Below are 12,772 nucleotides of genomic sequence, written 5' to 3'. Positions count from 1 at the left end.
TTCGGACGCGATCGCCGGAGCCCCGGCGGAACGACCCGAAGACCCCGTTCGAGAGAAGGAACGACGCAGCCATGACAGAGCTGACGATCTCCTCCGAGGAGATCCGGAGTGCGATCTCCAGCTACGTCTCGTCGCTGGAGAGCGGCACGTCCCGCCGTGAGGTCGGGATCGTCGCCGACACCGGTGACGGCATCGCCCACGTCGAGGGACTGCCCTCGGCCATGACCAACGAGCTGCTCGAGTTCGAGGGCGGCGTCCGCGGCGTCGCGCTGAACCTCGAGCAGAACGAGATCGGCGCGGTCGTCCTGGGCGACTACACCGGCCTCGAGGAGGGCCAGCAGGTCACCCGCACCGGCGAGGTCCTGTCCGTGCCGGTCGGCGAGGGCTACCTGGGCCGGGTCGTCGACCCGCTGGGCAACCCGATCGACGGCCTCGGCGACGTCGAGAGCGACGCCCGCCGCGTGCTCGAGCTCCAGGCGGCCGGCGTGATGGACCGCCAGTCCGTCGGCGAGCCGCTGCAGACCGGGATCAAGGCCATCGACGCCATGACCCCGATCGGCCGCGGCCAGCGCCAGCTGGTGATCGGCGACCGCAAGACCGGCAAGACCGCGGTCTGCGTCGACACGATCATCAACCAGAAGGAGAACTGGGAGTCGGGCGACCCGACGAAGCAGGTCCGCTGCATCTACGTCGCCATCGGCCAGAAGGGCTCCACGATCGCCGGTGTCCGGCAGTCCCTGGAGGACGCCGGAGCGCTGGAGTACACGACGATCGTCGCCGCCCCTGCGTCCGACCCGGCCGGCTTCAAGTGGCTCGCCCCCTACACCGGCTCGGCCATCGGCCAGCACTGGATGTACCAGGGCAAGCACGTCCTGATCGTGTTCGACGACCTGTCGAAGCAGGCCGAGGCCTACCGTGCGATCTCGCTGCTGCTGCGCCGCCCGCCGGGCCGTGAGGCCTACCCGGGCGACGTCTTCTACCTGCACTCGCGTCTGCTGGAGCGCTGCGCGAAGCTCTCCGACGCCCTCGGCGCGGGGTCGATGACCGGTCTGCCGATCATCGAGACCAAGGCGAACGACGTGTCGGCCTACATCCCGACCAACGTCATCTCGATCACCGACGGCCAGGTCTTCCTCGAGTCCGACCTGTTCAACCAGGGCGTCCGGCCGGCGATCAACGTCGGCATCTCGGTCTCCCGGGTCGGTGGCTCGGCGCAGATCAAGGCCATGAAGACGGTCTCGGGCTCGCTGCGTCTGGACCTGTCGCAGTACCGCGAGCTGGAGGCGTTCGCCGCCTTCGGTTCCGACCTCGACGCCGCCTCGGCCGCCGCTCTGGGCCGTGGCGAGCGCCTGGTCGAGCTGCTCAAGCAGGCGCAGTACGCGCCGGTCTCGGTGCAGGACCAGGTCGTCTCGATCTGGCTGGGCACCTCCGGCAAGCTCGACTCGGTGCCCGTCGCCGACGTGCAGCGCTTCGAGGCGGAGTTCCGCGAGTACTCGCGGCGCCACGCCTCCGGTGCCCTGAACGAGATGACCGACACCGGGAAGCTCTCCGACGACGCCGTCGAGACGCTGACCAAGGCGGTCGACGAGTTCAAGCGCAACGAGTTCACCGCGTCCGACGGTTCCTCGGTCGTCCCCAAGGAGAAGGCCGAGAAGGCTCTCGACGAGGACGATATCGAGCAGGAGACCGTCACGGTCAAGAAGAACTGAGGCTGATACCCGATGGCGGCACAGATCAGGGTGCTGCGCCGGCGTATCCGGTCGACGCAGTCCATCAAGAAGATCACCCGTTCCCAGGAGCTGATCGCGACCTCACGGATCGCGAAGGCCCGGGCACGGGTGGACGAGGCGCGTCCGTACGCCGAGCTGATGACGAGCACCCTCTCGGAGCTCGCGTCGAACTCGGCGCTGGACCACCCGCTGCTCGTCGAGCGGGAGCAGCCGAAGCGCGCCGCGGTCCTGGTCGTCACCAGTGACCGCGGTCAGTGCGGCGGCTACAACGCCAACGTCCTCAAGGAGGCCGAGCAGCTCCAGGCCCTGCTCCGCGAGCAGGGCAAGGAGCCGGTCCTCTACGTGATCGGCCGCAAGGGCGTCTCGTACTACCGGTTCCGCAACCGGGAGATCGAGCAGTCCTGGACCGGCTTCTCCGAGCAGCCGGGCTACGAGCACGCGGCCGAGGCGGCGAAGACGCTGGTCGACGCGTTCATGGCCGGCGAGGACGACCACGACGGGAATGCCGACGGCACCCACGGCGTGGACGAGCTGCACCTCGTGTACACCAGCTTCAAGAACATGATCACCCAGGTGCCGCAGGCCCGGCGGATGGCTCCGCTCGAGGTCGAGTACGCGGCCGACAGTGCCTCGGCGAAGCCGGTCGACGAGATCGACAGCGACGCCGACACGGCCGAGAGCCAGCGGGACCACCCGGAGACCAAGGGCCTCCAGCCGCTCTACGAGTTCGAGCCGGACCCGGACACGCTCTTCGACGCGCTGCTGCCGAAGTACATCGGGGCCCGCCTCTACGCGGCCCTGCTGGAGTCGGCGGCGTCGGAGTCGGCGAACCGGCAGCGGGCCATGAAGGCCGCGACGGACAACGCCAACGAACTGATCCGTAGCCTGACCCTGGAGGCCAACCAGGCTCGCCAGGCACAGATCACCCAGGAGATCAGCGAGATCGTCGGTGGGGTCGACGCTCTCGCCAGCGCAGGAAGTGAGAGCTGATGACCACGACCGCCGAAACTTCGGCTGGCCCGATCACCGGGCGCGTCGTCCAGGTGACCGGCCCGGTCGTCGACGTCGAGTTCCCGCGTGACCAGGTCCCGCACCTGCTCAACGCGCTCACGCTGGAGGTGGACCTCTCCGGCGACAAGCGCAAGCTGACCCTGGAGATCGCCACGCACCTGGGCGACAACCTGGTGCGGGCCATCTCCATGCAGCCCACCGACGGTGTCGTGCGCGGCCAGGAGGTCACCGACCTCGGCCGCCCGATCTCCGTCCCGGTCGGCGACCAGGTCAAGGGGCACGTGTTCAACGCCCTCGGCGACTGCCTGGACGACCCGTCCATCCAGTTCACCGGTGACCTCCGGTCGATCCACCAGAAGGCCCCGCGCTTCGACGAGCTCGAGGGCAAGACCGAGATGCTGGAGACCGGCATCAAGGTGCTGGACCTGATGACGCCCTACGTCGTCGGCGGCAAGATCGGTCTGTTCGGTGGTGCCGGTGTCGGCAAGACCGTGCTGATCCAGGAGATGATCCAGCGTGTCGCGCTGAACTTCGGTGGCACCTCGGTGTTCGCCGGCGTCGGTGAGCGCACCCGTGAGGGCAACGACCTCATCACGGAGATGACCGAGTCGGGCGTCATGAAGAACACCGCCCTGGTGTTCGGTCAGATGGACGAGCCGCCGGGCACCCGTATGCGCGTCGCGCTCTCCGCGCTGACGATGGCGGAGTACTTCCGCGACGTGCAGGAGCAGGACGTCCTGCTGTTCATCGACAACATCTTCCGGTTCACCCAGGCCGGCCAGGAGGTCTCGACCCTCCTCGGCCGCATGCCGTCCGCGGTGGGCTACCAGCCCACCCTGGCCGACGAGATGGGCGAGCTGCAGGAGCGGATCACCTCGACCCGCGGTCGTTCGATCACCTCGATGCAGGCGATCTACGTCCCCGCGGACGACTACACCGACCCCGCTCCGGCGACGACGTTCGCGCACCTCGACGCCACCACCGAGCTCTCCCGGCCGATCTCCCAGAAGGGGATCTACCCGGCGGTGGACCCGCTGACCTCGACCTCGCGGATCCTGGACCCGCAGTACGTCGGTGACGAGCACTTCCGCGTCGCCAACGAGGTCAAGCGGATCCTGCAGAAGTACAACGACCTGCAGGACATCATCGCCATCCTCGGTATCGACGAGCTGTCCGAGGAGGACAAGCAGCTCGTCGGCCGGGCGCGTCGCATCGAGCGCTTCCTGTCGCAGAACCTCCTGGTCGCCGAGCAGTTCACCGGCCAGCCGGGCTCGACGGTCCCGCTCAAGGAGACCATCGAGGCGTTCGACAAGATCGCCAAGGGCGAGTTCGACGACGTCCCGGAGCAGGCGTTCTTCCTCTGCGGTGGTCTCGACGACCTGGAGAAGAACCGCAAGAAGCTGGAGAGCTGATCCTCCATGCCTGCTGAGATGACCGTGGAGCTGGTCTCGGTCGAGCGTCGGCTGTGGTCGGGTGACGCACGCTTCGTGCTCGCCCGGACCACGGTCGGCGAGGTCGGCATCCTGCCCGGCCACCAGCCGATGCTGGCCCAGCTGGAGGAGGCCGGGGTCGTCCGCATCGACTCCACCGACGGCTCGAAGCGCACCATCGCGGTGCACGGCGGGTTCCTGTCGGTGTCGGCGGAGCGGGTGTCCATCCTCGCCGAGTTCGCCGAGCAGGCGGACGAGATCGACGTCGAGCGGGCCCGGCGGGCTCGCGACGGTGCCGACTCGTCCACCGACGAGGGGAAATCGGCGATCGCCCGGGCCGAGGCCCGCCTTCGGGCGGCCGAGGCGAACTAGTACGGGGACCGGACACGGCAGTGGAGCTCATCGCGGCGATCGTCGGAGTTCTGCTGCTGTGTCTGGTGATTCCCCTGGTCTGGCTCGCCGTACGGCGGGTACGACTCATGCGAGGCGGCGGTGTGGACCTGTGTCTGCGCCGCCGTTTCGCTGTCACGGACTGGCACTTCGGCGTCGGGCGCTACGAGGGCGAGCGCTTCGCCTGGTACCGCCTGACCAGCTTCCGGATCGGGCCGACCGTCGTGATGGACCGGGCCGATCTGGAGATCGTCGACCGGCGGCCGCCGCACCGGTCGGAGGAGTTCGCGATCCCGATGGCGGTCGAGGTGCTGCGCTGCCGTGGCCGTGACGCCTCCGGGCGCGACGTCGACGTCGAGCTCGCGATGTCCGCGGGCGTCCGGACCGGCTTCATGGCCTGGCTGGAGTCCACGCCCCCGGGCCAGGGACACGGGTTCCGCGAGGCGTCCTGACCCCGCGGACCCCGTGGTGTTGCGGAGCCGACCGCTCGGGCGTTCCGTCCCGCGCGGTCGGTCAGGCGTCGGCGGTCGGGGCGCCGTGCGGGCCACCCGGCTGCCACAGGACGTCGCCGTCGGGGTTCGCGACCCGGCCGAGGATGAACAGCAGGTCCGAGAGCCGGTTGAGGTACTGCGCCGTCAGCGGGTTGGTCCGCTCCCGGTCGGCCTCCAGCAGGGCCCACACGGACCGCTCGGCACGGCGGGTGACGGTCCGCGCGACGTGCAGGTACGCGCCGCCGGGGGTGCCGCCGGGCAGGATGAACGACTTGAGCTTGGGCAGCTCGAGGTTGAACTCGTCGCACCAGCCCTCGAGCCGGGTGACGTAGCCCTCGGTGATCCGCAGCGGCGGGTACTCGGGATTCTCGACGATCGGCGCGCACAGGTCGGCCCCGACGTCGAACAGGTCGTTCTGGATCTGCCGCAGCGGGTCGGCGACCCGCTCGGCGAGCCCGCCGACCGTCACCGCCACGCCGATCGCGGCGTTCGCCTCGTCGGTGTCGGCGTAGGCCGCCAGCCGGGTGTCGGTCTTGCGGACCCGGCTGAAGTCGCCCAGGGCCGTCGTACCGTCGTCGCCGGTCTTCGTGTAGATCCGCGTCAGGTTCACCGCCACCCCGACAGGCTAGGCGCGCCGGTGCTCCGGCGACCAGACGCGGGGGTGCGCCGGACGGTCCGAAGGTGCAGGGCCGTCCGGGGCGGGCATCCGGCGCGGTGACGGTCCCGTTACCGTTCCGGGCGTGGTGGAGCATTTCGCGGTCAACGGCGGGGCCCGGCTGAGCGGGTCCGTCGACGTCGTCGGGGCGAAGAACAGCGTGCTCAAGCTCATGGCGGCGGCACTGCTGGCCGAGGGACGGACGACGCTCGAGAACTGCCCGGAGATCCTGGACGTGCCGCTGATGGCCGACGTCCTGCGGAGCCTGGGCTGCACGGTCGCGATCGAGGGATCGACCGTGCACATCGACGTGCCCGCCGATCCCGGCGCGGAGGCCGACTACCGGTCGGTGTCCAAGCTGCGTGCGTCGGTGTGCGTGCTCGGGCCCCTGGTGGCGCGGTGCCGGCGGGCGGTCGTCCCGCTCCCCGGCGGCGACGCGATCGGCTCGCGGCCGCTGGACATGCACCAGAACGGGCTGCGCAAGCTCGGCGCGACCACCGACATCGTGCACGGCAGCGTCACCGCGACGGCGGGAGACCTGCACGGCGCGCAGATCTGGCTGGACTTCCCGAGCGTCGGGGCGACCGAGAACATCCTGATGGCCGCGGTGCTCGCCGAGGGCACCACGGTCATCGACAACGCGGCCCGCGAGCCGGAGATCGTCGACCTCTGTGTGATGTTGCAGCAGATGGGCGCGAAGCTGGAGGGTGTCGGCAGCTCCACGCTGACCGTGCACGGCGTCGCCGGGCTGCAGCCCACCACGCACCGCGTCATCGGGGACCGGATCGTCGGTGCCACCTGGGCGTTCGCTGCCGCCATGACCCGTGGCGAGGTCACCGTGCGCGGCGTCGACCCGCACCACATCGACCTGGTCCTGGACAAGCTCCGCAGCGCGGGCGCCGAGATCACCACCGGCGAGCAGGAGTTCTCGGTCGCGATGTCCCGGCGCCCGGAGGCGGTCGACTTCGTGACGCTGCCCTACCCGGGCTTCGCCACCGACCTGCAGCCGATGGCGATCGCGCTCTCCGCCGTCGCCGAGGGCACCTCGATGATCACCGAGAACGTGTTCGAGGCGCGCTTCCGCTTCGTCGACGAGATGGTGCGTCTGGGTGCGGACGCCCGCACCGACGGCCACCACGCCGTCGTCCGCGGGCGGCCCGAGCTCTCCAGCGCGCCGGTGTGGGCCAGCGACATCCGGGCGGGCGCCGGGCTGGTGCTGGCCGGGCTGTGCGCGCGGGGCACCACCGAGGTCTGGGACGTCGCGCACATCGACCGCGGCTACCCGCGGTTCGTGGAGAACCTGTCCGCGCTGGGCGCCGACATCCGGCGCGTCGCGGGCGAGCCGGAGCGGTAGGGCGGGTCCGCCCGCTGCTGCTCCGAACGGCCCAGCAGCCCGGCGGGCCGGCCCGCGCCGTGTCACCCTTCGCGTCAACTCGACGAGGAGGCCCGTCATGGTGAGCACCCCCGACGCCGCCGACGTCTCGCAGGCCGGCCGCAAGGCGGGCCGCGGGGCGCGGGACGCCGCGCACTCGACACCGGTGCGCGTCGCCGCCCGGGCCGGCATCGCCGCGAACGGGGTGGTGCACCTGCTGATCGGCTGGCTCGCCGTCCGGATCGCGCTCGGCTCGGGCGGGCAGGCCGACCAGAACGGCGCCCTCGGGGCGATCGCCGCCGAGCCGGCGGGGCGGGTGTTCCTGTGGGCGTTGGTGGTCGGCTTCGCCGCGGTCGTCCTGTGGCGGACCGTCTCGGCGGTGTGGGGCTTCCACTACATCGGTGACGGCACCAAGCGCACGGTGAAGCGGGTCGTCGCCGGCGGGCAGGCCGTCGTCTACGCGGTGCTCGCCGTCACCGCGGCGACCACCGCGATCAGCGGACGCACGTCCGGTGGTGGCGGTGGTCGGGCGACCGCCGGACTGCTGGGCCTGCCGGGCGGGCAGGTCCTCACCGCGCTGCTGGGGCTGGGGGTGCTGATCGGCGGCGGGGTGATGGCCTGGAACGGCTACCGGACGACGTTCACCGAGGACCAGGACCTCGGTGGCGCCGACACCCGGCTGCGGCGGATCAACGCCCGCACCGGACAGGTCGGGTACATCGCCAAGGGGATCGCGATCGGCGTGCTGGGCGTCCTGCTGGGCGTCGCCGCACTGACCTTCGACCCGCAGCGCGCCAACGGGCTGGACTCCGCGCTCAAGGCGCTGCGCGAACAGCCCTACGGGGTGTTCCTGCTGGTCGCGGTCGGCGTGGGGATCGCCTGCTACGGCGTGTTCTGCTTCCTCGACGCCCGCTACCACCGGGTGGGCTGAGCGCTCAGTCCAGCGAGCGACGGCTGAGCACCACGCGGGCGTCCCCGACGTCCCGGGGGAAGACGAGCAGTGCCCAGCCGCCGTCGTCGGCGCGGGAGGTCGTCGCCCGGATGCCCTCGGACCGCAGCCGGTCGCGCAGCACCTGCGCCGCCTCCGGCCCGGGTACCCGGGAGACCTCGGTGAGCAGGCCGGTCGCGACCGGGTCGTCCGGGTCGTCGGTGGGCAGCGCGTGGTGCTTCTGGTGGCCGTAGGTCCAGCGCAGCAGCAGCGCGAGCACCGCCAGCACGATCGCGATGCCGATGACCGCGCCGAGCCGCGGGACCAGGTCCAGCTCCATCCGCCGATCGTCGCACCCGGACGGGCGACACGCCCTGTCCGAGGGGGCGGGTGGTGAACCGATCCAGCGCTCGGTTTCCCGTGCGGATCGCGTACTTTGCCGAACATGCCGACTGTGACGAGGGACGACTCCGTGCCCGCCGTCGGCTACTGACGAGTAGGATCTGTCCGCATCACAGGCAGTGCCGACTGTGCTCCCGCGACGACACGGAGGTCCCGGTGCCGTACCCCACCGATCGTGAGCGCGACCGTCCGTGGGTGATCCGCACCTACGCCGGTCACTCCTCGGCGGAGAAGTCCAACGAGCTGTACCGCCGCAACCTGGCCAAGGGCCAGACGGGGCTGTCGGTGGCCTTCGACCTCCCGACCCAGACCGGCTACGACCCCGACGACGAGCTCGCCAAGGGCGAGGTCGGCAAGGTCGGCGTGCCGGTCAGCCACATCGGGGACATGCGCACCCTGTTCGAGGGGATCCCGGTCGCCGAGGCCAACACCTCGATGACGATCAACGCCCCGGCGATGTGGCTGCTCGCGCTGTACGTGGCCGTCGCCGAGGAGCAGGCGGAGCAGTCCGGTCTGGACTACGCCGAGGTCCGCGCGAAGCTCGCCGGGACGACCCAGAACGACATCGTCAAGGAGTACCTGTCGCGGGGCACCTACGTGTTCCCGCCCGGGCCCAGCCTGCGGCTGATCACCGACATGGTGGCGTGGTCGGTCGGTGAGATCCCGAAGTGGAACCCGATCAACATCTGCAGCTACCACCTGCAGGAGGCCGGGGCGACGCCGACGCAGGAGCTGGCCTACGCGCTGTCGACCGCGATCGCCGTCCTGGACTCGGTGCGCGACTCCGGGCAGGTGCCGCCGGAGAAGTTCGGCGACGTCGTCGGACGCATCTCGTTCTTCGTCAACGCCGGCATCCGGTTCGTCGAGGAGATGTGCAAGCTCAGGGCGCTGGGCCGGCTCTGGGACGAGATCACCCTCGAGCGCTACGGCGTGCAGAACCCCAAGCAGCGACGCCTGCGCTACGGCGTGCAGGTCAACTCGCTCGGGCTGACCGAGGCGCAGCCGGAGAACAACGTCCAGCGCATCGTGCTGGAGATGCTCGCCGTCACCCTGTCCCGGGACGCGCGTGCCCGCGCCGTGCAGCTGCCGGCCTGGAACGAGGCGCTCGGCCTGCCGCGGCCGTGGGACCAGCAGTGGGCGCTGCGGATGCAGCAGGTGCTGGCCTACGAGACCGACCTGCTGGAGTACGAGGACATCTTCGACGGCTCCCGGGTCGTCGAGGCGAAGGTGTCCGAGCTCGTCGAGGGCGCCCGCGCCGAGATCGACCGGGTGCAGGAGATGGGCGGCGCGGTCGCGGCCGTCGAGTCCGGCTACATGAAGGGCGAGCTGGTCAACTCCCTCGCCGCCCGCCGTCGCCGGCTGGAGTCCGGTGAGGAGGTCGTGGTCGGGGTCAACAAGTTCGACACGACCGAGCCCAGCCCGCTGCAGGCCGAGGGCGCCGACGCGATCTTCACCGTCGACCCGGCCACCGAGCGGGCCGCGGTCGAGGCGATCCGCGAGTGGCGGGCCGCGCGGGACCAGGACGCCGTCGAGGAGGCGCTGCGGGCGCTGCGCGACGCGGCCAAGACCGAGCAGAACCTCATGCAGGTCTCGATCGACTGCGCCAAGGCGGGCGTGACCACCGGCGAGTGGGCCGGGGCGCTGCGCGAGGTGTTCGGGGAGTTCCGGGCCCCGACCGGAGTGGCGGGGGCGAGCATGTCCGGCGAGGGCGCCACCGAGATCTCCGAGGTCCGCGAGCGGGTCCGCGCCACCGGCGAGGAGCTGGGCCAGCGGCTGCGCATGCTGGTCGGCAAGCCCGGGCTCGACGGCCACTCCAACGGCGCCGAGCAGGTCGCCGTGCGCGCCCGCGACGTCGGGTTCGAGGTCGTCTACCAGGGGATCCGGCTGACGCCGTCGCAGATCGTGGCGGCCGCGGTGCAGGAGGGCGTGCACGCCGTCGGGCTCTCGGTGCTGTCCGGGTCGCACCTGGAGGTCGTGCCCGCGGTCGTGCAGGGGCTGTGTGACGCCGGGGCCGGGGAGGTGCCGGTCGTCGTCGGCGGGATCATCCCGCCCGAGGACGAGAAGCGGCTGCGTGAGGGCGGGGTAGCGGCGGTGTTCACGCCGAAGAACTTCCGCCTGACCGGGATGATGGACGAGATCGTCACCCTGATCCGGGAGTCGCAGGGTCTGGGCTGACCGCGCCGGCCGGGCGGTACGCGCCGCCCGGCCGGGAGCTCAGCCCTCCTCCTTCTCGCTCCCGCGGCGGCTGAGCAGCTTGAACCCGGGGATCCCGACGATCGCCTGCCGGACCTCCTTGAGCACGTCCAGGAGCTCGTGCACGTCCGGTCCGACACGGTCCAGCGTCGTGAGGATCGGCATGATGTCGTCCTCCATGTGCTCGGTGAACTTCGGGAGCTGGTCCACCAGCCGGATCGCGGCGCGCACCTCCTCCTCGGAGAGCTCGTCGACGAAGCGCTGGGCCAGCGGCGCCGCCCGGCGGGCCAGCGGGCCGTAGAGGTCCAGCAGTTCACCGGCCTGCTCGCTGGCGCCCGCGGCCTGCCCGACGACCTCTCCGGCGCGGTCGGACACCGCCTTCGCCGCGGTGACGACACCGGTCGCGTCGGTGGTGACGGTCTCGACCTGCCCGATGAGGCCGCCGGCGCGCTCGCTGATCTCGCCGACGGTGCGGATGAGCCCGCCCGCCTCGCCGGTGACGGTGTCGACCCGCGCGAGCAGCCCGCTCGCGTTCCCGGTGACCACCGAGACCTGCTCGACGATGCCCTCGGCGTTCTGCGAGACCGTGGTGACCCGGCGGACGAGGTCGCCCGCCTCCTCGGACACCGTGGTGACCCGCCGGACCAGCTCGCCGGCCTCGTCGGAGACGGTGGTGACCCGCCGGACCAGGCCGTCGGCCTGCTCGGACACGGTGGTGACCTTGCGGACCAGGGTGTCGGCCTCGTCGGCGACCCCGCCGACCCGCGCCACCAGCTCCTCGGCGTTCCCGGCGACGCCGGTGACCCGCCCGACGAGCTCCTCCGCGTTCCCGGCCACGCCGGTGACTCGTCCGACGAGCTCCTCGGCGTTCCCCGCGACGCCGGTGACCCGGGCGACGAGCGCCTCGGCCTGCTCGGCGACCGGGCGGATCCGGGACACGAGCCCGGTCGCCTCCTCGGCGACGGTGTCGACGGTCCCGATCAGCCCCTCGGCCCGGTCGACGACGCCGTCCACCCGGTCGAGCAGCTGCTCGGCGCGGGTCGCGATCGTGCCGATCCGGCCGACCAGCGCGCCGACCTCCTCCAGCAGCTCCCCGGCCCGCGCGGGCAGCCCGGCGACGGTCCCGGCGAGCTCGCCGGTCGCCTTGACCACCGACGCAGCGCCGGTGAGCAGGTCGGACGGGCCGGGAACGTGGATCCCCGCGATACGCAGTGCCATGACCGGGATCCTTGCACTCCCCGGCGGCGCGCGTCGGTCACGAGTCCGGGGTGCGGGCGCAGAGCTCGTCGACGGTGAGATCGCGCGGCGGCAGGTTCGCCGCGGTGAACCCGAACGGCGCGGCGAGCTCCAGCCAGCGCCCGGACTCCTGCAACGCGGTGAGCCCGCGGTCGAACTCCTCGCGGAAGGCACTGTCGGCGGGGCGGAAGGCGAACGCCCCGGCCCCGACGACCGGGCGTCCCGCGACCTCGGGGGCGAACGCGGCGGTCACCTCCAGCCCGATGCCCGCATTGCGGCGGACCTCGTCGAGCAGCGCGATGCGGGTGAGCGCGCCGACCTGCGCGCCGCCGTTCGCGACCTCGCGCACCAGCGCTCCCTGCGAGTCGACGGTGACGATGTGGTCGGCGTGGATGCCCGCGGCGAGTGCGTACTCCTGCTCGGCGCTTCCCTCGAGCACCGCCAGCGTCGCCCCGGAGCGGCGGACCCCGGCCAGCGTCGCGACCCCGAGGGGGTTGCCGACCGGGACCACCAGGCCGGTACCCGCCACGTAGTCGGGGCGGGAGAACGCGACCTGCTGGCAGCGCAGCGCGGTGATGGTCAGCCCGACCGCGATGACGTCGAAGCGGCCGTCGAGCAGACCGGGGATGAGCTGGTCGAACCTCGTCTGGACCGCGGCCAGGCCGCTGCCGCCGAGGTCGGTGACGACCGCGCGGGCCACCTCCGGGCTCTCCCCGGTGACCCGCCCGGAGCCGTCGGTGTAGCCGAACGGGCGCTCCCCGGACAGCCCGACGACGACGTCGCCGCCGGCGCGCAGCCGCGACAGCGGGTCCGACGGCCCGCCGCAGCCGCCCAGCAGCGGCCCGGCCAGCGCGGTCCCGCCGAGGGCGGCGGCCGCCCCCAGCAGACGGCGCCGGCTCAGCCGGGTGGTGGTGCGGATGTGCATGGTCCCGCG

At 71.8% G+C, this 12,772-nt stretch carries 12 protein-coding genes; 8 read left to right on the top strand and 4 right to left on the bottom strand.

Annotated elements, in window-relative coordinates; genetic code table 11:
- Nucleotides 1-71: 71 nt before the first annotated feature.
- From atpA to Ae331Ps2_RS04430, 5 genes are read left to right on the top strand one after another with little or no spacing between them, the layout of a single operon-like run.
- Nucleotides 72-1,709, top strand: a complete 1,638-nt coding sequence (atpA, locus tag Ae331Ps2_RS04450; protein WP_075310507.1) for a F0F1 ATP synthase subunit alpha — start codon at nucleotides 72-74, stop codon at nucleotides 1,707-1,709.
- Nucleotides 1,710-1,721: 12 nt separating this feature from the next.
- A complete protein-coding gene (locus Ae331Ps2_RS04445) occupies nucleotides 1,722-2,720 on the top strand; it encodes a F0F1 ATP synthase subunit gamma (RefSeq protein WP_075310509.1) in 999 nt (332 codons plus the stop codon).
- Entirely contained in the window at nucleotides 2,720-4,153 is a 1,434-nt protein-coding gene (gene atpD / locus Ae331Ps2_RS04440; protein ID WP_075310511.1) for a F0F1 ATP synthase subunit beta, read from the top strand. The genes Ae331Ps2_RS04445 and atpD overlap by 1 nt, the downstream gene beginning before the upstream one ends.
- An 18-nt stretch (nucleotides 4,154-4,171) precedes the next feature.
- Nucleotides 4,172-4,543 carry a F0F1 ATP synthase subunit epsilon gene (locus Ae331Ps2_RS04435; RefSeq protein WP_020621465.1) on the top strand — a complete coding sequence of 124 codons (372 nt, stop codon included), beginning with the start codon at nucleotides 4,172-4,174 and terminating at the stop codon, nucleotides 4,541-4,543.
- Between the two features lie 20 nt (nucleotides 4,544-4,563).
- Nucleotides 4,564-5,013: a DUF2550 domain-containing protein gene (locus tag Ae331Ps2_RS04430; RefSeq protein WP_020621464.1), complete on the top strand. Its 450-nt coding sequence runs from the start codon at nucleotides 4,564-4,566 to the stop codon at nucleotides 5,011-5,013.
- A gap of 61 nt (nucleotides 5,014-5,074) precedes the next feature.
- Here the strand turns inward: Ae331Ps2_RS04430 and Ae331Ps2_RS04425 are convergent, their stop codons facing one another.
- The gene (locus Ae331Ps2_RS04425) at nucleotides 5,075-5,668 is read right to left on the bottom strand and encodes a cob(I)yrinic acid a,c-diamide adenosyltransferase (RefSeq protein WP_020621463.1); all 594 of its coding nucleotides are present in this window, start codon (nucleotides 5,666-5,668) and stop codon (nucleotides 5,075-5,077) included.
- A 124-nt stretch (nucleotides 5,669-5,792) separates the two neighbouring features.
- Here Ae331Ps2_RS04425 and murA point away from each other — a divergent pair, with 124 nt between their 5' ends.
- Both murA and Ae331Ps2_RS04415 read left to right on the top strand, forming a co-directional pair.
- Nucleotides 5,793-7,061, top strand: coding sequence for a UDP-N-acetylglucosamine 1-carboxyvinyltransferase (gene murA, locus Ae331Ps2_RS04420; RefSeq protein ID WP_020621462.1), 1,269 nt, complete (start codon nucleotides 5,793-5,795; stop codon nucleotides 7,059-7,061).
- 97 nt (nucleotides 7,062-7,158) lie between these two features.
- Nucleotides 7,159-8,010, top strand: coding sequence for a DUF1206 domain-containing protein (locus Ae331Ps2_RS04415; protein ID WP_075310513.1), 852 nt, complete (start codon nucleotides 7,159-7,161; stop codon nucleotides 8,008-8,010).
- A gap of 4 nt (nucleotides 8,011-8,014) precedes the next feature.
- On the opposite strand, the gene Ae331Ps2_RS04410 is transcribed toward Ae331Ps2_RS04415, so the two are convergent.
- Nucleotides 8,015-8,347 (bottom strand): hypothetical protein, encoded by a 333-nt coding sequence (locus tag Ae331Ps2_RS04410; protein ID WP_083695232.1) that lies wholly within the window; start codon nucleotides 8,345-8,347, stop codon nucleotides 8,015-8,017.
- A 218-nt stretch (nucleotides 8,348-8,565) separates the two neighbouring features.
- On the opposite strand from Ae331Ps2_RS04410, the gene Ae331Ps2_RS04405 reads away from it, so the two are divergent.
- Nucleotides 8,566-10,584, top strand: a complete 2,019-nt coding sequence (locus tag Ae331Ps2_RS04405) for a protein meaA (protein WP_075310515.1) — start codon at nucleotides 8,566-8,568, stop codon at nucleotides 10,582-10,584.
- Nucleotides 10,585-10,623: 39 nt separating this feature from the next.
- On the opposite strand, the gene Ae331Ps2_RS30240 is transcribed toward Ae331Ps2_RS04405, so the two are convergent.
- Both Ae331Ps2_RS30240 and Ae331Ps2_RS04395 read right to left on the bottom strand, forming a co-directional pair.
- The gene (locus tag Ae331Ps2_RS30240; protein ID WP_083695230.1) at nucleotides 10,624-11,820 is read right to left on the bottom strand and encodes a methyl-accepting chemotaxis protein; all 1,197 of its coding nucleotides are present in this window, start codon (nucleotides 11,818-11,820) and stop codon (nucleotides 10,624-10,626) included.
- A gap of 37 nt (nucleotides 11,821-11,857) precedes the next feature.
- Nucleotides 11,858-12,763 carry a transporter substrate-binding domain-containing protein gene (locus Ae331Ps2_RS04395; RefSeq protein ID WP_020621457.1) on the bottom strand — a complete coding sequence of 302 codons (906 nt, stop codon included), beginning with the start codon at nucleotides 12,761-12,763 and terminating at the stop codon, nucleotides 11,858-11,860.
- Between the last annotated feature and the right edge of the window lie 9 nt (nucleotides 12,764-12,772).

The organism is Pseudonocardia sp. Ae331_Ps2 (genome assembly GCF_001932405.1).
Taxonomy (GTDB): Bacteria; Actinomycetota; Actinomycetes; order Mycobacteriales; family Pseudonocardiaceae; genus Pseudonocardia.
Note: the sequence above shows the minus strand (reverse complement) of the source record. Positions and strands in the feature narration are given on the sequence as shown.